16 protein-coding genes are annotated in these 20406 nt (G+C 71.9%); 6 read left to right on the top strand and 10 right to left on the bottom strand.

Features of this window, described 5'->3' with window-relative positions:
- Positions 1–132: 132 nt before the first annotated feature.
- Positions 133–2316, top strand: a complete 2184-nt coding sequence (locus tag ACIQAK_RS23610) for a DEAD/DEAH box helicase (RefSeq protein ID WP_366391424.1) — start codon at positions 133–135, stop codon at positions 2314–2316.
- Here ACIQAK_RS23610 and ACIQAK_RS23605 read toward each other — a convergent pair whose 3' ends face one another.
- Positions 2317–3348 (bottom strand): multicopper oxidase domain-containing protein, encoded by a 1032-nt coding sequence (locus tag ACIQAK_RS23605; RefSeq protein ID WP_366391423.1) that lies wholly within the window; start codon positions 3346–3348, stop codon positions 2317–2319.
- Between the two features lie 260 nt (positions 3349–3608).
- Here ACIQAK_RS23605 and ACIQAK_RS23600 point away from each other — a divergent pair, with 260 nt between their 5' ends.
- A complete protein-coding gene (locus ACIQAK_RS23600; protein ID WP_366391422.1) occupies positions 3609–6113 on the top strand; it encodes a ThuA domain-containing protein in 2505 nt (834 codons plus the stop codon).
- Positions 6110–8353, top strand: coding sequence for an OmpL47-type beta-barrel domain-containing protein (locus ACIQAK_RS23595; protein WP_366391421.1), 2244 nt, complete (start codon positions 6110–6112; stop codon positions 8351–8353). The genes ACIQAK_RS23600 and ACIQAK_RS23595 overlap by 4 nt, the downstream gene beginning before the upstream one ends.
- A 15-nt stretch (positions 8354–8368) precedes the next feature.
- Here the strand turns inward: ACIQAK_RS23595 and ACIQAK_RS23590 are convergent, their stop codons facing one another.
- Positions 8369–9400 (bottom strand): ABC transporter permease, encoded by a 1032-nt coding sequence (locus ACIQAK_RS23590; RefSeq protein ID WP_366391457.1) that lies wholly within the window; start codon positions 9398–9400, stop codon positions 8369–8371.
- Between the two features lie 179 nt (positions 9401–9579).
- Positions 9580–10602, bottom strand: coding sequence for a non-homologous end-joining DNA ligase (gene ligD / locus ACIQAK_RS23585; RefSeq protein WP_366391420.1), 1023 nt, complete (start codon positions 10600–10602; stop codon positions 9580–9582).
- Between the two features lie 76 nt (positions 10603–10678).
- Here ligD and ACIQAK_RS23580 point away from each other — a divergent pair, with 76 nt between their 5' ends.
- Together ACIQAK_RS23580 and ppk2 are read left to right on the top strand one after the other, a co-directional pair.
- The gene (locus tag ACIQAK_RS23580) at positions 10679–11743 is read left to right on the top strand and encodes an ATP-dependent DNA ligase (RefSeq protein ID WP_366391419.1); all 1065 of its coding nucleotides are present in this window, start codon (positions 10679–10681) and stop codon (positions 11741–11743) included.
- Positions 11744–11845: 102 nt separating this feature from the next.
- Positions 11846–12811, top strand: a complete 966-nt coding sequence (gene ppk2 / locus ACIQAK_RS23575) for a polyphosphate kinase 2 (RefSeq protein WP_366391418.1) — start codon at positions 11846–11848, stop codon at positions 12809–12811.
- 132 nt (positions 12812–12943) lie between these two features.
- Here ppk2 and ACIQAK_RS23570 read toward each other — a convergent pair whose 3' ends face one another.
- Positions 12944–13654 (bottom strand): hypothetical protein, encoded by a 711-nt coding sequence (locus ACIQAK_RS23570; protein ID WP_366391417.1) that lies wholly within the window; start codon positions 13652–13654, stop codon positions 12944–12946.
- A gap of 229 nt (positions 13655–13883) precedes the next feature.
- On the opposite strand from ACIQAK_RS23570, the gene ACIQAK_RS23565 reads away from it, so the two are divergent.
- Entirely contained in the window at positions 13884–14303 is a 420-nt protein-coding gene (locus ACIQAK_RS23565) for an ATP-binding protein (protein WP_366391416.1), read from the top strand.
- Between the two features lie 36 nt (positions 14304–14339).
- Here ACIQAK_RS23565 and ACIQAK_RS23560 read toward each other — a convergent pair whose 3' ends face one another.
- The 6 genes from ACIQAK_RS23560 to ACIQAK_RS23535 all read right to left on the bottom strand — a co-directional run bounded on the left by ACIQAK_RS23560 (position 14340) and on the right by ACIQAK_RS23535 (position 20399).
- Positions 14340–14744: an STAS domain-containing protein gene (locus tag ACIQAK_RS23560; protein WP_366391415.1), complete on the bottom strand. Its 405-nt coding sequence runs from the start codon at positions 14742–14744 to the stop codon at positions 14340–14342.
- Positions 14741–15832 carry a cobalamin B12-binding domain-containing protein gene (locus ACIQAK_RS23555; RefSeq protein WP_366391414.1) on the bottom strand — a complete coding sequence of 364 codons (1092 nt, stop codon included), beginning with the start codon at positions 15830–15832 and terminating at the stop codon, positions 14741–14743. The genes ACIQAK_RS23560 and ACIQAK_RS23555 overlap by 4 nt, the downstream gene beginning before the upstream one ends.
- A complete protein-coding gene (locus ACIQAK_RS23550) occupies positions 15829–17490 on the bottom strand; it encodes a PP2C family protein-serine/threonine phosphatase (protein WP_366391413.1) in 1662 nt (553 codons plus the stop codon). Before ACIQAK_RS23550 ends, ACIQAK_RS23555 begins: the two co-directional genes overlap by 4 nt.
- Positions 17491–17665: 175 nt before the next feature.
- Complete coding sequence (locus ACIQAK_RS23545; RefSeq protein ID WP_366391412.1) at positions 17666–19015, bottom strand: lytic murein transglycosylase; 1350 nt, start codon at positions 19013–19015, stop codon at positions 17666–17668.
- Positions 19016–19052: 37 nt separating this feature from the next.
- Entirely contained in the window at positions 19053–19811 is a 759-nt protein-coding gene (locus ACIQAK_RS23540) for a hypothetical protein (protein WP_366391411.1), read from the bottom strand.
- Positions 19812–19868: 57 nt separating this feature from the next.
- Entirely contained in the window at positions 19869–20399 is a 531-nt protein-coding gene (locus tag ACIQAK_RS23535) for a hypothetical protein (protein ID WP_366391410.1), read from the bottom strand.
- Between the last annotated feature and the right edge of the window lie 7 nt (positions 20400–20406).

Raw genomic sequence — 20406 nt, 5'->3', positions numbered from 1 at the left:
CGAGAGGCACATCCGATGCGGCGGCGTACGGCGAGGAAGGCACATCCGATGGCGGCGGCGTACGGCGAAGAGGGCACATCCGATGGCGCCGCTACGGCGAAGAGACCACGTGCGACGGCGGCGAGAGTGACGATGACGGACACAGGGACCAAGACCCGCCCGGCGGCCCCGGGCCGGGCCGCCCGTGAGCTGCTGACGCGGGCGGAGGCCCTGCGGGGCACGGCCCGTGGCGTGCGGGAGGACCACGCCCGAGCCGTCGACGCCGTACGGGCCGTCCTCGATCCGCTCCTCTCCTCGCTGGTCGACCGGGAGTTGGCCGCCATCCCGGTCTCCCGCCTCAAGGACGTCACGGAGGGCCGGCTGCGCCTCAACGCCCTCGAACAGGCCGGCTTCGCCACGGTGGGGCAGGTGCACGGCACGGCCCGCTACGAGCTCCGGCTGATCCCCGGAGTCGGGGCCCACACCGCCGATCAGGCCCTGGCGGCGGCCGGGCAGATCGCCGACGCGGTGCGCGACACCGTCTCCGTACGCATCGACATGGCTGCCCCGGACGACACCACGACCGCGCTGGTCATCGCCCTGCACCGGCTGGTCGAGGCCGGTCCGGACGCACGGCGGGCCGTGGAGCAGGCCCGCCGGCTGGCCGGGCTGCTCGACCCCTTGGTGGCCGCCGCCGCACCGGCCGGGAGCCGGCTGCGGATGCTGTTCGCCGGCAAGGAGTCGCGGACCCGGGCGCTCGATGCCGTGGCCGGTCTGCGCAGGGCGCTCGACGAGGCGGCCGGCCAGGACCTGCCGATGCTGTTCGGCCAGGTCTCGGTCGACCTGCTGCGGGCGGCGGAGTCGGCGCCCGGGGCGTGGGTGGACTTCGAGCTGCGGTCCGCCGAGTACTACAGCCTGCTCGCCGAGCTGTCGGGCAGCGGCCCGGACCGGGACGCCGCCGAGGGGTTCCTGCCCGCCGGGATCGCGGACCGGGTGCGGGCGCTCCGGCTCGACGACTCGCGGCTGCGGGTCTCCCTGCGCGGTTACCAGTCGTTCGGGGCCCGCTTCGCACTGGCACAGAAACGGGTGGTCATCGGGGACGAGATGGGGCTCGGCAAGACCGTTCAGGCCATCGCCGCCCTGGCCCATCTCGCCGCCCGGGGCGAGAGTCACTTCCTCGTGGTGTGTCCGGCGAGCGTGCTGATCAACTGGACCCGGGAGATCCGGGCCCGTTCCACCCTGCGCGCCCTGCCGGTGCACGGCGCGGAACGGCTGGAGGCGTTCGCGCGGTGGCGGGTGGGCGGTGGGGTCGCCCTCACCACGTTCGACGCGCTGCGCACCCTGCCCGAGGACGACGTCCTCGCCCCCGCGATGCTGGTCGTGGACGAGGCCCACTTCGTGAAGAACCCCGCCACCCGGCGGGCCCGGGCGGTCGGCGTCTGGGCGGAGCGCGCCGACCACGTCCTGTTCCTCACCGGGACGCCGATGGAGAACCGGGTGGAGGAGTTCCGCAGTCTCGTCCGTCAGCTCCGACCCGACCTGGCCGACGCGGTGAGGACCACGCACGGGGCGGCCGGTTCGCAGGCGTTCCGCCGGGCGGTCGCCCCCGCCTATCTGCGGCGCAACCAGGTGGATGTGCTGGCCGAACTCCCGGCGCTGGTGCACGTGGACGAGTGGGAGGAGTTCAGCGCCGGCGACCTGGAGGTGTACCGACAGGCGGTGGCGTCGGGGCAGTTCATGCGGATGCGCCGGGCCGCCTACGCGACGCCCACCACCTCCGCCAAACTGGAGCGGCTGCGCGAACTGGTCGACGAGGCGCGGGACAACGGGCTCAAGGTCGTGGTCTTCTCCTATTTCCGCGAGGTGCTGGCCACGGTCGGCGAGGCGTTGGAGTCGGACGTGTTCGGACCGGTCTCGGGCAGCGTCCCGGCCGCCCGGCGGCAGGAGCTGGTCGACGCCTTCTCCGCCGCCGACGGACACGCGGTGCTGCTGAGCCAGATCCAGGCCGGGGGCACCGGACTGAACATGCAGGCGGCGTCGGTGGTCATCCTGTGCGAGCCGCAGATCAAGCCGACGCTGGAGCACCAGGCCGTCGCCCGCGCCCACCGGATGGGCCAGGTGCGCTCGGTCCAGGTGCACCGGCTGCTGGCGGCGGACAGCGTCGACCAGCGCCTGGTGGAGCTGCTGGCCCGCAAGGACCGGCTGTTCGACGCGTACGCCCGGCGCAGCGACCTCGCGGAGGCCGCGCCGGACGCCGTCGACGTCTCCGACGGTGAACTGGCCCGGCGGATCGTCGAGGAGGAGCAGCAGCGGCTGGCCCGCCCCGAACGACCGTGATCAGTGCTGGTGCTCCGCCGCGCCCTTGGCGTTCGTGCCCTGCCCCTTCGTGTCCTCCGGCTCGGACGCGCCTGCCACATGGTGGGGTTCGTAGCCCGGGATCGTGCCGTCCGGCTTCTTGATGAGCAGCAGCCCGGCCATCCCCATGTCGGAGTGGCTCTGTACGTGGCAGTGGTACATCCAGGCGCCCGCGCCCACGCGTTCGCCCGCGATGAACTGGAAGCCGAAGGAGTCGGCGGGCCCGCAGATCTTGTTGTCGATGACCCGGCTGGGGTCGTCGGGGCCGGTCAGCAGCCCGGTCCGGTTGTCGGCCCAGCGGTGCCCGTGGATGTGGAAGGTGTGGTAGTACTCGCCGTGCGTGATCATCACCACTTCGAGCCGATCACCCACCGTGGCTTCGAAGTCGGGGCTGTCGTGGCCCGCCTTGTTGTTGATCGTCATGTCGTTGAAGACGATCGTGAACGTCCTGTCGGGCAGGATGTCGCCCTTGCGCCGCACGATGACCGGCCCGTAGAGCCCCTTGCGGATGCCGCCGGTGCCGTGGTCCGTGCCGACGACATGGTCGTGGTAGTGCCAGTAGCCCGCGCTGCCCGGCTCCCAGGTGCCGTCCTTGCGGCGGCCCGGGGCGTGGGTGCGCCAGGTGTACGTGCGGGTGCCTCCGGGCTCGACATGGCTCCTGTTCATCCTGGTGCCGTCGCTGGCGATGTCGTAGTCCACGCCGTGGACATGGAGGCTGGCGTCGACATCGGTGAGGTTCTCGAACTCGATGTGGAGCGTGTCGCCCTCGTTGATCTCGATGAGCGGTCCGGGGATCGAGGCCTTGCCCTTCTCGAAGCCGTAGCCGAGCTGGCCGCCGGCCAGCTTCTCGGCGTACATCCTCAGCCGCCGCACCACTCCCCCGGCCGGGGCGGTGCGCGGCGGGTTCTCGGCGGAGCTCGCCTCCACCGCCCCGAGCGACAACGATGTCACGCCGGTCGCCGCCGCTGCCGCGCCGCCGATCAGCATCCGCCGGCTGAAGGCCCTTCGGTCCATGTCGAACTCCCCTGCGATAGAGAATCTGGCGGAGGCGGAAGCGGCTTCGGTGCTCCCGGAACGGGCCACACCGTAGCCGGGAGCCGACCGTTTATCCACACCCAGGACAAAGTTCGTGCGATTGCCGCCGTAGCTATTGGCGAGCCGCGAAAAGAGGTCTAGCTTCATGCGCTGTCGCAGTCAACGCAGAGGCTTCGAAGAAGAGTTGGCTACCGAAAGTCACCGAGAGGTGCAGTGACCACGAAGGGGTGGGTGACCATATGCAGCGCGCATCACATCACCGGTCCAGATCACGACGCGGCCTCGCGGCGGCCGTGGCGGCCGGCGCACTGGCCGTGTCCATGCTGGGCGGCGGCACCGCGGCCAACGCGGGCACGTCGCCGGATCGGCACTTGGTCGAGAAGATGGCGACAACGTTGTCCCTGCCGTCCCCGCCGGGCGCCGGGAACCAGGTCAAGGTGCTGGTCTTCCACGCCTCGGGGGGCGACGAAGCGCCGTACACGGACGCCGGGATCGCGGCGATCGAGAAGATCGGGCAGAGCGGCCCGGAGACCGGGCGGTTCACCACCGTGGCCACGGACGACGCCAAGGTCTTCACCAACGGCAAACGGCTCGGCTCCTTCCACGCCGTCGTCTTCCTCACCGGCGGCGGCGATGTCCTCGCCCCGGAGCAGGAGGCGGGCCTGGAGGCGTACATGGAGGCGGGTGGCGGCTTCCTCGGCATCCATGACGCGGCGCGCACCGAACCGTACTCGGACTGGTTCACCGGCCTAATCGGTGCCCGTCCGGCGGCGGGCAGCCCCAGTGCCGTGCAGCGGGCCACGGTGGAGATCGGGGACCGGGTCCACCCGGCGACGAAGAACCTGCCGCTGGAGTGGAAGCGCCCCGACAAGTGGCTGAACTGGACGAAGAACCCGTCCGGTGAGGTGCACACGGTGGCGCGCGTGCGGGAGTCGACGTACAAGCCGGGTACCGGCGCCAACGGCTGGGACCACCCGGTCTCCTGGTGCCGGGACTACGACGGCGGCCGCTCCTTCTACACGGCCATGGGCGGTACGGCGGACAGCTTCGCCGAGACCGACTTCCGCGACCATCTGCGCGGTGCGCTCGCCTGGACGAACCGGACCTCGCGGGCCGACTGCAAGGCGACCATCACCTCCAACTACGCGGCCGAGCGGCTCACCCAGCCCAACCAGCCCGGCAGGAACGACCAGATCGGCGAGCCGCACGGCCTGGTGACCGCCCCGGACGGGCGGGTCTTCCACATCGGGCGCGGCGGCGCCGACAGCAGCGTCCCGGTCGTCACAGACTGGAACAACCCCAACATCGGCAAGGGCAAGGGCGAGATCCACGTCTACGACCCGAAGACCAAGAAGGTCACCCAGGCCGGTGCGCTGGACGTCTTCGGCAACAAGGGCGGCGGCGACGAGCTGGTGAAGGTGGAGGAGGGGCTGCTCGGCATCGAGCTGGACCCGGATTTCGCCTCCAACGGCTGGGTCTACCTGCACTACACCCCGCACGCGAAGATCGACCGCGACAGGCGCATGGCGACCCGTCAGGTCTCCCGCTTCACCTTCGACCCGGCGACCGGCAAGCTGGACCTGGCCTCGGAGAAGGTGCTGCTCGGCTGGCCGGTGCAGATCCACAGCTGCTGCCACGCGGGCGGCGGCATGGCGTGGGACTCCGAGGACAACCTGTACATCGCCACCGGGGACAACAACTCCTCCGGTTTCAGCGGCGGTTACTCCGGCAACAATCCGCAGCCCAACTACAAGGGCGTCTCCTTCGCCGACGCCCGGCGCACCTCGGGCAACACCAACAACCTGAACGGGAAGATCCTGCGGATCCACCCCGAGGACGACGGCACCTACACCCTGCCGGCCGGCAACCTCTTCACCGGCGAGGAGCCGGACGAGGGCGGCGGGAAGACCCGGGGCGAGATCTACGTGATGGGTGTGCGCAACCCGGCCAGGATCTCCGTGGACCCCTCGACCGACACGCTGTACGCGGGCTGGGTCGGCCCCGACGCGGGTTCGGCCTCCACCACCTGGGGCCCGGCGAAGTACGACACGTTCGCCGCGATCACCAAGGCGGGCAACCACGGCTGGCCGTACTGCATGGGCAACAACCAGCCCTACCGGGACCGCAATCTGCCCAACCCGTCCAAGCCGCTGGGCTGGTACGACTGCAAGGCCCCGAAGAACGAGTCGCCGAACAACGACGGCCTGGTCAAGCTGCCGCCGGTGACCCCCAACACCATTTGGTATTCGCCGCAGGGCGGCGGGGTCGACTACCCGCGCGACGCCGACGGAATCCCCAGCTACAAGGCCGAGGAGCAGAAGCAGCTGCTACCCTGGCTCAAGGGCGGTGGGCAGGCCACGATGAACGGCCCGGTCTACCGCTACGACGCGCGGAGCGACTCCGCCGCCAAGTGGCCCGCGTACTGGGACGGCAAGTGGTTCGTCGGCGACTTCTACGACGACACCCAGCCCCGGCACGCGGTGATCACCGACCCCAGGACGGTCGGCACGGGTGGACTGCCCACGCACGCCGAGTCGTTGAAGAAGATCATCCCGGTCGGCGCGGACGGTATCCGCAACCTCATGGACTGGAGGTTCGCGCCGGACGGTTCGCTGTACGTCCTGGACTACGGGCGCGGCTTCTTCACCTCCGACTCCAAGTCCGCGCTGTGGCGCGTGACCTACCAGGGCGGCGGGGCAACTCCGGCCGCCGAGGACCTGGCCGGAAAGGCGGCAGCGCAGTGAGACACCCCCGGTACCTCGCCCGGCGGCGGCATCGGCCGCCGAGCTTGTGGGTGGCCCTGCTGGCCTCCCTGCTGATGGTCCTCGGACTGACCTCGACGGCCGCGTACGGCAAGGGCGACGGCCCGTCCGCTCCGCAGGCCGCCGCCGACCAGGTGCTGACCTGGACCGCGGGCGACCCGATCGACCGCTATCTGACCGCGCCGACGACGGCGGTGGCCGGCAAGGCGACCATCGTCTTCGAGAACAGCACCGCGACCGGCAACACGACGAGCATGCCGCACACCCTGACGTTCAGCGTCTCGGACCCGGAGTTCAACGACGACGTCCAGCTGAACATCCTGGCCAACCCCGGTGACGCCGGGGGCGGCAAGCACAGCGTGGAGGTCACGCTGACGCCCGGCCGGTACTTCTACCACTGCACGATCCCCGGCCACGGCCAGATGCAGGGCATCCTGACCGTCACCGAGGGCGGCGGCGAGGAGGACACCGAGGCCCCCGCGACCTCGGCGAAGGTCGACGGCGACCGGGACGGCGACGGCGCGTACATCGGCCAGGCCACGGTCACCGTCGCGGCCACCGACGAGGGCTCCGGCGTCGACAAGGTGGAGTACGCGCTGGGGGCGGACGGCGCGTGGCAGCCGTACACCGCGCCGGTCGTGGTGAGCGAGGTCGGCGACCACACGGTCCGCTACCGGGCCACCGACAAGGCGGGCAACGCGGCGGCGGAGAAGTCCGTCGACTTCGCGGTCGCCGCACCCCCGACGGACGACAGGACCCCGCCGGAGACCTCGGCGACGGTCACCGGCGAGAAGGACGGGGCGGGCGCGTACCTGGGGATGGCCACGGTCACCGTGACCGCGTCCGACACGGGGTCCGGCGTCAACACCATCGAGTACGCGGTCGGGGCGGCCGGCGCGTGGCGGCCGTACACCGCACCGGTGATGGTCCACGAGGTGGGCGGGCACACCGTCCGCTACCGGGCCACCGACCGGTCGGGGAACGTCGCGGCCGAGAAGTCCGTCGCGTTCACCGTCGTCGAGCCGCCGTCGCAGGACCGGACGGCGCCGGAGACCTCGGTGAAGCTGGAGGGGAACAAGAACTCCGGCGGCGCGTTCATCACCAGCGCGAAGGCCGTCGTCACCGCGACCGACGACGACTCGGGCGTGGCCAGGGTCGAGTACTCCCTCGACGGCGGCCCCTACCTCGCGTACACCACCCCCGTGATCGTCGACCGGGTCGGCCACCACACGGTGGCGCACCGGGCGACGGACAAGGCGGGCAACACCTCCGTGGCGAAGAAGGTGTCGTTCACCATCGCCCAGGGTGGCGGGGTCCCCGCGCCGGACTGCGCGGAGTTCGACGAGCGGCACACCGTCTTCGTCGGCGCGATCGACACGGGCGTCCCGAACCGGATCACCCGTAACCGCTGCACGGTCAACGAGCTGATCGAGGACGAGAAGGACTGGTCCTCCCACGCGCTGTTCCTCAAGCACGTGACGGCGGTGCTCGACAGGCTGAAGACCGACGGCGTGATCGACCAGCGCGAGCGCAAGGCGATCAACCAGGCCGCCAAGCAGTCGGGCATCGGGAAGCCGGGCCAGTCCGAGGGGTACACCAAGCTGTTCGACGGCACGGCGGCCTCGCTGGCCAAGTGGAGCCACGTGGGCGGCGGGCAGTTCGGGCTGAACGAGGAGGAGGGCTCGATCACCAGCTCCACCACCGTGGGTGGCATGGGGATGCTCTGGTTCCCGGCCCGCGCGTACGGGGACTTCTCGCTGAAGCTCCAGTGGCGGGACGACGCCCCCGGCTCCGGGAACGCCAACGGCGGGGTCTTCGTCCGCTTCCCGAAGGTCCACGACCACCCGGAGGAGTCACGTCCGGAGTGGGTCGCCATCAAGTACGGCCACGAGATCCAGGTCAACGACCGGCCGGACGGCGACATGTACAAGACCGGTTCGGTGTACGGCTTCGACCGGGTGGGTCTCGGCGGCGCCGGGGTCACGCCCAAGGGCACCTGGAACGACTACGAGATCAAGGTGGTCGACCAGCACTACGAGATCTACCGCAACGGTGTCCTGGTCAACGAGTTCGACAACACCGGCGGTCAGCCCTTCGAGCCGCCGCGGGGCGACGACCCGGGCACCGACGGCCGGCGGTTCGCCTCCGGTCACATCGGGCTCCAGGTGCACGGCGTCTCGGACGTCATCTCGTACCGCGACATCCGTATCAAGGAGCTGTAGAGCCGTAGGGAAGCCTCAGGAGGCCGTGGCCGCATGCTCAGGCGTGCGGGCGCGGCCTCCGGGGTGCCGGTGGCGCCAGACCCAGAAGACCGTGCAGGAGACCAGCGCCCAGGCGGCCAGGACCAGGTACGGGAAGAGGAACTGGTGGCCCTGGTAGTAGACGGCGGTGTGCTGGGCGTTGACGGAGGCTCCCGGCGGCAGCCAGCGGCCGATGTGCCCGAGTACGGAGGGCAGGAGCGGCCAGGAGACCGCACCGCCGGACGACGGGTTGCCGAGCAGCACCATGACGCCCCAGGTGGGGATCATCGCCCACCGGCCCATCAGGGTGTTGAACATGGTGAAGACCATCCCCGAGGTGAACATCGTGAACGCCAGGATCAGCCAGGACTGCGTGAACGGCAGGTCCACCGCCCCGAGCCACCAGTCCACGGCCGCGGCGATCGCGAAGCCCCCGAGCAGGGCGTACGCCACCGTGAACGCGATGCGCTCCGCCGGGTTGAGGCCACGGGCGTGGACGCTCAGCTGGATCGCGCCGAGGAAGCCCATGATGACGGCGGCCAGGGAGATGTAGAACAGGGCGAGCCCGCGCGGGTCCCCCTCCTGGAGCGGCTTGACGTCCCTGACCGTGACCTCGACCCCGCTCTCGTCGCCGACCTGGAGCCCCGCCTTGCCGAGCAGCTCGGCCACGGAGGCCCCCGAGGCCCCGGCCACGTCCAGCGCGATCCCGTCGCCGTCGCGGGGCGCGTGCACGATGGCGAACACCTTCTGCTCGTCCAGGGCACGGCGGGCGGCCGCCAGGTCCCGGTAGTCGTGCACGTCGAGCGAGGCGTCGAGCGCCTTCCCCATCCCGGCGACGAACGCGGTGCCGCCCTCCACCTCCGGCCGGCTGACCACCGCTGCCGGGATGCGGTGCGGTGTGGGGTCGGCCATGGCGTACGTGTAGGAGCCGGCGAAGAGGCCGGCCGCGGCGGCGACGATGAGGACCAGGACGGTCGCGGGGAGGAACGGCGAGTCCTTGTACGCCTCCCAGCGGTCGCGCAGGCTCAGGGGGCGGCCGTGGACGCCGTGCCTCTGGCCGCTGCCGCCCGTCCCGCCGCTGCCGGACTGCTCGGCGCCGGCCTGCTCGGCGCTCCCGGTCTCCTCGCCGCTACGGCCCCGCTCGCCGTTCCCGCTCCACTCGCCGCCCCCGCTCCACTCGCCGCTCCCGCTCTGCTCGCCGCTCCCGCTCACGCCATCTCGCCGTCGTCGTGCCGGGCCCGGCTGGGCTGGACGCGCTTGGGTTCGCCGGGCATCTTCGGGTATTCCGGCGGGTAGGGCATGTCGCCGAGCCCGCGTTCCTTCTCGTCCCGGTCGGCCAGCTCCAGCAGTCCGTCGAGCCGGAACGCCTCCTGGTCCATGTCGGCGTGGACGTCACCGAGTTCGGCGTACCGCACCGGCAGCGTGACGATGTCGAAGTCGCGCGGTTCGGCGTCGTCGATCTCCTCCCAGCGCAGCGGCGCGGAGACCGGAGCGTGCGGGAAGGGGCGTACGGAGTAGGCGGAGGCGATCGTGCGGTCGCGGGCCGTCTGGTTGAAGTCGACGAAGATCCGCTCGCCCCGCTCCTCCTTCCACCAGGCCGTCGTCACCCGCTCGGGCATCCGCCGCTCCAGCTCGCGCCCGGCGGCGATGGCGGCGCGCCGGACCTCGGTGAAGGTCCAGGCGGGCTCGATGGGCACGAAGACGTGCATCCCGCGCCCGCCGGAGGTCTTGGGCCACCCGCGTACGCCGTGGTCCTCCAGGACCGAGCGCAGCTCGTGGGCGGCGGCGACCGCGTCGGCGTAGTCGGTGCCGGGCTGGGGGTCCAGGTCGATGCGGAGCTCGTCCGGGTGGTCGGTGTCCCCGGCCCGGACCGGCCAGGGGTGGAAGGTGAGGGTGCCGAGGTTGGCGGCCCAGATCACGGCGGCGAGTTCGGTGGGGCAGAGCTCGTCGGCGGAGCGGCCGCTGGGGAAGGCGATCGTGGCGGTGGGGATCCACTCGGGAAGGTTCTTCGGGGCGCGCTTCTGGTAGAAGAAGTCGCCCTCCACCCCGTCCACGAAGCGCTGGAGCGTGGTCGGCCGGTGGTTCAGGGCGCGGGTGATCCCGGGACCCACGGCCAGGAAGTACTCGGCCACGTCCCTCTTGGTGTAGCCCTTCTCCGGGAAGTACACCTTGTCCGGGTTGGACAGTCTCACCGCTCGTCCGCCCGCGTCCAGCTCCACCGCTGCTCCCATGTCGGCCACCGTAGGCCGGTCGCACATATGCCGCACATCGGGAGACATGGGTGGGGAGGCGGTCCAGAATCGGGCCATGGACCTGCCGGTGATGCCACCCGTGAAGCCGATGCTCGCCAAGTCGGTGTCCAGAATTCCGCCGAACATGCAGTACGAGGCGAAGTGGGACGGTTTCCGCGCGATCGTCTACCGGGACGGCGACGAGGTCGAGATCGGCAGCCGCACCGGGAAGTCGCTGACCCGGTACTTCCCCGACCTGGTCGGTGCCGTCCGGGAGAACCTCCCGCCGCGCTGTGTGATCGACGGGGAGATCGTCATCGCCCACGAGGGGCGGCTCGACTTCGAACGGCTGAGCGAGCGTATCCACCCGGCGGACTCCCGGGTGCGGATGCTGGCCGAGCGGACCCCCGCGAGCCTGGTCGCCTTCGATGTCCTCGCGGTCGACGACACCTCCCTCCTCCCCATCCCGCAGGCCGACCGGCGGACGGTGCTGGAGGCCGCCCTCTCCGGCGCCTCGGCACCCGTCCTGCTCGCCCCGTCCACCACGGACGTGAAGGTCGCCCGGGAGTGGTTCGACCGGTACGAGGGGGCGGGGCTCGACGGGATCGTGGCCAAGCCGCTGGACCTGCCGTACCGGCCCGACACCCGGGTGATGTACAAGATCAAGCACGAGCGGACCGCGGACGTCGTGGTGGCCGGGTACCGCGAGCACAAGAGCGGCCCGGTCGTCGGCTCGCTCCTGCTCGGCCTGTACGACACCGCGGGCGTGCTCCAGCACGTGGGGGTCTGCGCGGCCTTCCCCATGAAGCGCCGAGCCGAGCTCGCCGGGGAACTCGCACCGCTGCGCGTCGAGTTCGCCGACCATCCATGGGCGGCGTGGGCCCAGGCGGCGGCGCACGAGGCCTCCCGGCTGCCGGGGACGCAGAACCGCTGGTCCGGCAAGAAGGACCAGTCCTGGGTGCCGCTGCGCCCGGAGCGGGTCTGCGAGGTGGCGTACGACCACATGGAGGGCGACCGGTTCCGCCATACGACGCAGTTCCGGCGGTGGCGCCCGGACCGGGCCCCCTCCAGTTGCACCTACGCGCAGCTGGAGGAGGTCGTCTCCTATGACCTGGCCGAGGTGCTGTCGGGAGGCGGCTGACCCGGTGGCCCGTCGGTCGGTGGCCTCCGGATACATGAGCGGCGCCGACGGGGGAACCAGGCTGCGGGCGGGGGACAAGCCGAGGAGAACGGGGACAGGACGATGACCGACGGTCCGCAGGACGACCCGGCGGAGCTGCTGAAGGGGCTGACCGTCGACGGGCGGCGGCCCGAGCAGCCGGTGCTGCTCGACGAGCGGGGCCGCCCGCTGGAGACCTGGCGGGAGAACTATCCGTACGAGCGGCGGATGCGGCGCAGGGAGTACGAGCAGGAGAAGCGCATCCTCCAGATCGAGCTGCTGAAGCTCCAGCGCTGGGTCCGGGAGAGCGGGCAGCGACTGGTGGTCCTCTGCGAGGGCCGCGACGCGGCGGGCAAGGGCGGGACCATCCAGCGGTTCACGGAGCGTCTGAACCCGCGTGGCGCGCGCGTGGTCGCCCTGGAGAAGCCCACCGAGCGGGAGTCCGGGCAGTGGTACTTCCAGCGGTACGTGGCCCATCTGCCGACCGCCGGCGAGATCGTCTTCTTCGACCGGTCCTGGTACAACCGGGCCGGCGTGGAGCGGGTGATGGACTTCTGCACGCCGGAGCAGTACGCGCACTTCCTGGAGCAGGCGCCCCAGTTCGAGCAGATGCTCGTCGACGACGGCGTCCTGCTGGTGAAGTTCTGGTTCTCGGTATCCCGCAACGAACAGCGGACCCGGTTCGCGATCCGGCAGGTCGACCCGGTACGCCAGTGGAAGCTGTCGCCGACCGACCTGGCCTCGCTCGACCTCTGGGACGAGTACACCGCGGCGAAGGTCGACATGTTCCGGGCCACGGACACCGAACACGCCCCGTGGACGGTGGTGAAGAGCAACGACAAGAAGCGCGGCCGTCTGGAGGCGATGCGCAGCCTGCTCTGGCGGCTGGGCTACGACAGCAAGGACGAGAAAGCCGTGGGGACCCCCGATCCGCTGATCATCGGTCCGGCGGACACCCTGCTGGAGCCGGGCGAGGAGGCGGCGGACCTCTCCCCCACCCCGCTGGCCACCCGCGCCCACGGCCCGGGTGACCATCCTGAGCAGACCTGACGGCGGAATTCCGCCCCGCGCACCGGATTTCTTCCCGCTTCCTGGGAGTCGGGAGGATTCCGGGGCCGCGGGACGGAATTGCGGTGTCGGGTTGTTCGGCCACGCCGCCGTCGCGCGCGGAAATACCGCGGGTCAGGCGGCGGTCTTCTCGGGGTCGACCACATCTCCCCCGGCCGGCTCCTGGACGTCGACCTTCTTGTCGAAATCGCTCAGGACGACCTCGCCCGGCGCGTCGCCGCCGACGGTGACCGCCTTGAGGATGTACGGCTCGCCCTCGGTGGCGACATACATGGTGATCTTCTCGCCGCCCGGCTGCTTCTTCTCCAGGGCCAGCGCGGAACGGCCGTCGATCTCGGTCGTCCCGCCCTTCTTCATTCCCTTCCGCTCGGACTTGTCGCTGTCGAGCGAGGCCAGCAGCGCCTGCTTGTCACACATTCCTTCGGTGCCCGACTTCCCCGGCTCGGACTTCACCCACTTGCCCTGGAGCTTCCCGACGACCGCGTCGGTGCCGGGCTTGCCCAGCAGGGTGTTCCGCCAGAACTTCTCGTCGCCGCGGACATAGACCTGCTGGCCCACCTGGAGCACGTCGGCCTGGGCGCCCTCGCCGGTCATCGTGCCCGTACACCGGTCCTGCTCGTCGACATGGAAGTCGATCCCTATCTCATTTCCGCCGGGCTGGCGCGCGTTCCCCGACACCCGCAGGGATTTCGCGTCCCGCGTGGCCTTGACGGCGTCCGCCGCGATCGTGTCCGCGCTCTTGTCGCCGAACGCTTCGTCGCCACCCTTCTCACTGCCGCATCCGGCCAGCGCGGTCGCCCCGAGAGAAACCGAAACAGCCGCCATGAGAAACTTCTTCGCCATCATTTCTTTCCCCAGCCGAGATCAGTCGTCGCCCGTCCGGGCCTCCCGCGGCCCGAATACCCGGAGTAAACGGAATATCACTCATGTATTTACCGTCCGGCCGGAGCGGCGAGCCGCTGGAGTTGTGCCAGGTGTGGACACGGCGACAGGGGGAATGCGGTGGTTTCGACGGCAGCAGAAACCCCCGACGGCATGGAACGGAGGTACGGGCGTGTACAGCACCCCTCCCGTACGTCACGCGGACGGCGCGTCCACGGAAATGCCGCGGACCGCGGGCGAGGCGCGCGACACCGTGACCCGGCTGCTGGCAGCGGAGTTCAGCGAACTGTCGGACGAGACCCTGGCGAACGTGGTCGTGGCGGACGCCCTGTTGGTGACCTCGGAGATCGTGACCAACGCGCTGCGGCACGGCGGGGGCATCACCGGCTTCTCGGCACGGATCACCGAAGGCGGGCTCCGCCTCGTCGTCGATGACGCGGACCCCCGGCACCCCGTCCTGCAGGAGCCGGCTCCCGGGTCGGTCGGCGAGGGCGGTTACGGCTGGTCGCTGGTCCACCGGCTCACCCGGCAGCTGTCCGTCACCCCCCACCAGGGCGGCAAGCGCATCGTCGCCGTGGTGTCCTTGGTCTGATGCCGGCACCGGCCCCCTCGGCCTGGCGCCGGCGGCTCAGCGGGAGGGCGAGGGGCGCTGCTCGGTGGACGTCGCTTCCTCGCCGGCGCCCCGGGCGGACCGCTCGTCCTCCTGGCGGGCGAAGAGGTGCTGGATTCCGGTGATCCGCATGACGCGGTCCAGGAAGGGCGGCGCGTCCTCGACGTGCAGGCCCACCCCCCGGGTCGCCGTGTCCCGGTGGACCTGGAGCAGCGCGGAGACGCCCATGGAGTCGCACAGCCTCAGCTCCGCACAGTCCAGGTACAGGTCGCGCGCGTCCGGCCGAGCGGCCATGCGCTCCGTCGCCCGCGCCACGAGTTCGTGGCTGGTGTCGTAGTCCAGGTCCCCGGCGAGACGCAGCCGGACCCAGCCCCGGCCCTCCTCGGCGGTGACGGTGAAGAACGGACTCGGCAGGGCGGTCATGCGCATGCTCCGGATGGGTGGTCGGTGGTGGTCACAGCCTCGTCCAGATGCCGGCAGGCCCGGTCGAGCATGCGGGTCGCCCGTGGGAAGTCCTTGAGCTCGAAGGCCAGGGACTCCAGCGCGGGACGCAGTGAGCGGGCGGGGACCCCGCGGGCCGTCAGGACGGCGGCGGTCCACCGGATGAAGTCGGTGAAGAGGTCGTCGCTATCGGTGTAGAGGGCGACGCCGAGGAACTCCACGATATGGGCGATGTCCTCGGCGGTGCGCTCGCGCTGCGGGCCGGAGTACTCGGCCATCGCCGGGAAGTCCCGCTCCAGGTGCGCCAGCACCACCCGCACGAGCCGGGCCCTGGCCCGTACGACGAGGGTGTACTCCTGGTCGGCGAGGTGCGTCAGGCCGTCGGTCTCCCGTCGGCCCGCCGCCAGGTCGGGGGCCGGGATGCCGTCGGCCAGCCGCCGGGCCGCGGCGCGCGCGTCGGGGGCCCAGGCGTCGGCGCCCAGCAGGCGGGCGTAGCGGCCGTCCGGGCCGAACGCCGCACCCCCCACCAGCACGGGCACCCCCACGGCCTGGCACGCGGTGATCGCGGAGTGCGCGGTGGGCAGCCGCGTGGCGAGGGACGACGAGAGGGCCACCGCGTCCGCGCCGGTGTTGTGCAGGTGCGTCACCAGGTGCGGGGTCGGCACCTGGGCACCGAGGAAGTCGACCTTCCACCCCCGCAGGGTGAGCACTTCGGCGAGCAGTCGGGCCGGCAGGGCGTGCCACTCCTGATCCACGCAGGCGACGGTGACGCGCCCGCCGCAGGGTTCGGGCCGGTGGGCGGGGTGGTGGGCGAGCGCGGCGATGACCCGCTCGGCGATCGCGGTCGCCGCGTGTTCCTGGGCGACGGTCAGCCGGTCCTCCTGCCAGGCGTGGCCCACCCGCGCCTGTACGGGGGCGATCACGTCGAGCAGGACCGTCTCCGCCGGGGTCCCGGCGTCCAGGGCGGTCAGCACGATGTCCGCGGCCCGGTACTCGTCGCGGGTGGTCACCGCGGTCCACAGGTCGCTGCGCAGGGTGTCGAGGCAGGTGGCGTCGACGGCGGTGGTCATGAGGTGTACCTGCCCCGGGTGTGCCCGTCCACCGCACTGAGATGGGTGGTCTGCGGCGCGGTGATGGCGACCACCGCCAGATCGTCGTGGCCACCGTCCCGCAACCACTGGGAGGCCAGCATCCGGACGTGCTCCACGATCGCCTCGCCGGGCATGCCGCCGCACTCGGCCAGGGCCCGCTTCAGCCGTTCCTCGCCGAAGAGTTCGCCGCCGAGCGGACCACCGCGCGCCTCGGTGATCCCGTCGGTGTAGAGCAGGCACGTCTCACCGGGCAGCAGGGCGGTGCGGACGGTGTGGGCCGTGATGTGGTCCAGCGCTCCCACCAGGGTGCCGCGGGTGGGGATCTCCTCCACCCGGCCGTCGTTGCGCACCACGAGGGGTGCCGGGTGGCCGGCGGAGGTGAGCCGGAGGTGCACCTGGTTCTCCGTGCGCAGGACGGAGGCGAGGACCAGGGTCGCGAACCGGGTGTTGTCGGCGTTCAGCAGGGCGCCGTTGAGGAGTTGCAGCACCCGCTCGTGGTTGTCGGCCATCGGCATCAGGGCCTGGAGCGTGTTGCGGATCTTGCCGGTGAGGACTGCGGCGTCCAGGCCCTTGCCGCAGACGTCCCCGAGCACCACCAGGGACGGGTCGGAGGCCGTGGGGCCGGAATGGACGTCGTAGAAGTCGCCGCCGACCCGTTCGCGGGCGTCGGAGGGCCGGTAGCTTCCGGCGAACTCCACGCCGTGCACGCGGTGGAGCCGGGGCGGCAGGAGTTCGCGCATCAGAGTCTTGGTGATGCTGTGCTGCTCGGCGTAGAGCCGGGCCGCCGACAAGGCGGCTCCGGCGCGGGCCGCGAACAGCCGGGCGAACATCTCCTCGTTCTCGGTGAACTCGCGCCGGGTGTCCGTACGGAGCAGGATGAGCGCCCCGGCGGGTACACCGTGCCCGGGCAGCGGGGTGACGACGACCGAGCCGACCGCGGTGCCGAAGCCTTCGGGCACGAGCCAGTCGGGCAGGGACGTCGGGTCGATCCACCGCGAGGGGACGGGCGGGAAGCCCTTCAGCGCCTCGGCCAGGCCCGGCACGGTGGAGGGATCAGCCGCGATGAGGGCCTGCACGGCCTCTCCGCCCCGCACGGCGCGGGTCACGGGCAGCTGGCGGCCCGCGGCAGGGGCCACGACGACGGCCGTGTCGGCGAGGAATCCCGAGGCCAGCCGGGCGGTGGCGGCCATGCACCGGTCGGCGTTCAGCGAGGACAGCAGGACGTTGGACGCCTCGGCGAGGAACCTGGTGCGTTCGCGTTCGGAGGTCAGGGCCTCCTCGGCGGTGTGCCGGGCCGTGTGGTCGACCAGCCACCACACGACGTCGCCGTCCGCCCGCCGGGTCGGATGGGCTTCGAAACGGCGGCCCCGGAACTCCCCCGCGACGGCGGGCCGCTCCGGGCCGCCCTGGTGGACGGCGTCGCCGGCGATCTCCGCCGTCGCCCGGGCCAGCCAGGAGAGGCCGTCCGGCAACGGAACGCCCTGCTCCACGCCTGGGAGCAGGTTCAGCTCCCCGTCGACCTGCGCGGCGGTACCGGCGCGGTCGACGACGACCACCGCGTGCGGTGGCCTGCCCCAGGAGGCCGGAGTGAACCGCTCCTTGGTGGGTGTGGCGGTCTTTCCCTTGGGTGAAACCATGTGGGGTACCCGCCTGCGGCGAGTCGCACCACCTTCCGGTTGGACGAATGTTTCCCTCGGGCAAACATCTCGGAGGGTGCCCGAAATATCAACCCGATCCCGGCCTCGTCCACCGCCTGGGTGCCTTGCGCCACAGGATGATCACGTCGCTCTTTCGAGGCCTCACACTATCGGCTCACGTTGCGGGGACGTCATCGGGTGCGCACGGCTCCTCCTCCCCGGCCTCGCCGGCCCGGCTCGCGGTGGCCGTGGAGCCCTCGGGCGGGGGCGGGGCGGGGACACCGCCCGGGCAGCCCGGCTCGGTGGTGCCGGGGTCCGGGCTCGGGCCGGGGGCAGGGTCCGTCGGATCGGGCGTCGGAGCCGGACCGGGGTCGGTGGGACCCGGGTCGGTAGGGTCCGGGTCCGTGGGACCGGGGTCGGTCGGACCCGGATCCGTGGGACCGGGGTCGGTAGGGCCCGGGTCCGTGGGGTCGGGGCTGGGGCCCGGGTCGGTCGGGGTCGGGGAGCCGGGGTCGGTGGGGGTCGGACTCGGTGAACCGGGTTTCGTGGGGCCGGGCGTGGGCGTGGGGCCCGGCGGGCGGGTGGGCTGCGGGCCGATGACGATGCCGCCGCCCTTGCCCGGCTTCTCGGGGCCGCCGGAGCCGACCGGCGCCGTGGGGCGGTCGGTGCCACCCGGCCCGGGGCTGGTGGGAAGGACACCCCGGCCGTCGGCGACCGGGTGGGTGCCCTCGCGGTAGAACTCCAGCCAGGACAGCACCGTACGGAGGTAGGCGTCGGAACGGTTGTAGCTGAGGATCGCCCGGTCCAGGTCGGCCCGGACGCTCAGATCACGGCCCCCGGCGCACAGGTAGTGCCCGGCGGCGAGGGCGGCGTCGTAGATGTTGTTCGGGTCGGTGCGGCCGTCGCCGTTGCCGTCCTTGGCCCAGTTCGCCCAGGTGGAGGGGATGAACTGCATGGGCCCGACGGCCCGGTCGTACGTCCGGTCGCCGTCGTGCACCCCGTTGTCGGTGTCCCGGATCAGCGCGAAGCCCACCCCGTCGAGCGCGGGCCCCAGGATCGGGGTGAGTGTCGTGCCCCGCGTGTCGACCCGGCCACCGGCCGCCTGCCCGGACTCCACCTTGCCGATCGCCGCGAGGAGCTGCCACGGCAGCCGGCAGCCGGGGTCGCCGCGGCGCAGGGCACCCTCGGCGTTCCGGTAGGCGGCGAGCACGGTCGCCGGGATGCCCGCCTCCGGCCGGGCGCGGTCCACCAGCGGGGCCGACGGTTGCGCCCCGGGCCGTGGCGGCATCAGCGGGCCCGGCGGCCGCGGGCTCGCCAGCGGTGGCAGCTCGGTGTGGTACGAGTCGTCGCCCGGCACCTCGCTCCACACCACGTCGTCCGTGCCCGACCCGGTCCGCTCCGCACGCGACGCCGCCGTCACCGCGTCCGTGAAGTCGGGCGCCTGGGACGCGGTGAGCGCGGCCATCGCGGCCACCGCCGTGACCGTCCCGGTGAACTGGCGGCGTACCGCACCGTTGAACTTCATGACTGGTCCCCTCTCCCTGCTGTCCGGCATCGTCGGCTCAGCGGGTGAACGTGTCGATGGCGGCGATCCGCCAGGTGTCCCCGCGACGGACGGCGTCCACGGCGAACATGGCCGCCGCGTAGGTGGTCTCCTCGTCCTTGCCGGTACGGGTGTTGCTCTGGTCGGCGAAGACCAGCAGCCTGGCCCGGTCGCCGTCCAGGTACTCCACTCCGCTCCCGGTGACGGTCGTGGTGAGGACGAGCTTCTGCTTCGGCGCCTGCTCCCGTACCTCGGCGAGCATGTCCTGGTGCTGCCGAACGGCTCTGCCGGTGAGATGGGTCTTCGCCGCACGGTCGGAGCGGGCGGGCGAGGCGTAGTCGTACGAGAACACAGCACCGACCGCCTCGCCGATCCGGCCCTTCACCTCGCTGGTGCGGGCGATGTCGGTGAGCGCGGTGTTCTGCCGGGCGGGCTCGTCGCGCAGGCTCGCGGCCGAGGCGAACGCCCAGGCGGCGAAGGCGCCGAGGAGGACGGTGAGAGCGCAGAGGACGGCGGGGAGGGTGATGGGGAGGCGACGGGCGGCGGGGCGCGGACGGTCGGCCGGGGCGACGGGCGCCTGGGCCTCGGCCGTTGTCTCCGCCGCTGCCGCTGCCTCTGTCTCTGCTGCTCCCTCGGTACCCGTCTCTGCTGCTGCCTCCGCCACCGGCTGCGTCTCAGGCTCGGTCACGGCGTCCGGCTCTGGCTCGGGCCGCCTCGGTGGCGAGGGAGAAGTGGCCAGCCTGCGGCGGCGGTTGACGAGGTGGCGGGTCGTCGACATGGGAGGGGGTCCTCTCGGATGCGGGGCGGGAGCGGGTACGGGGCGCGGGCGCGGGTTTCAGCCGGCCGTGGAGCCGACGGGGGCCTGGCCGAGCGCGCTGAGCTTCCACCCCTCGGAGGTCCGGGTGAGAGTGCCGAGCATCCGGCTCTCCTTGACCGCCGGTTCGCCCTTGGGCACGGTGACGGTGACCCGCAGCGCCACCATGACTCCGGCCCGGCCCGCCCGTTCGTCGAGCTCGGTCACCGCGCCGGAGAGGACCTTCGCGGTGCTGACCGTCTTCGCCGCCGCGATCTGCTCGGCGAACGCGTCCCGTCCTTGGACGAGTTGGCGGTGCAGGTCGCCGCTGGTGGACTCCTCCCAGCTGTCGAGGCCCCTCTCCAGGGTGCGGTGGTCCAAGGTGTTCATGTTCTGCACCGCCTGCTCCCCCGCCGCCAGCGCCTCGTCCCGCGCCTGCGCGTAGGAGGCCGCGTCGTCGTGGGCGGCGTCGTAGCGCTGCCAGCCGCCCCAGCCCGCCGCCGCGGTGGCGGCGATCGTGAGCGCCGTCGCCGCGAGCACCAGCGGGTTCCTCGTCGTTCCTGCCCGTGCCATGTGCTGC

The sequence above is a fragment of the Streptomyces sp. NPDC088706 genome, assembly GCF_044752765.1.
Taxonomy (GTDB): domain Bacteria; phylum Actinomycetota; class Actinomycetes; order Streptomycetales; family Streptomycetaceae; genus Streptomyces.
The sequence above is the reverse complement of the archived record's forward strand: the minus strand, read 5'-3'. Positions and strand labels throughout refer to the sequence as shown.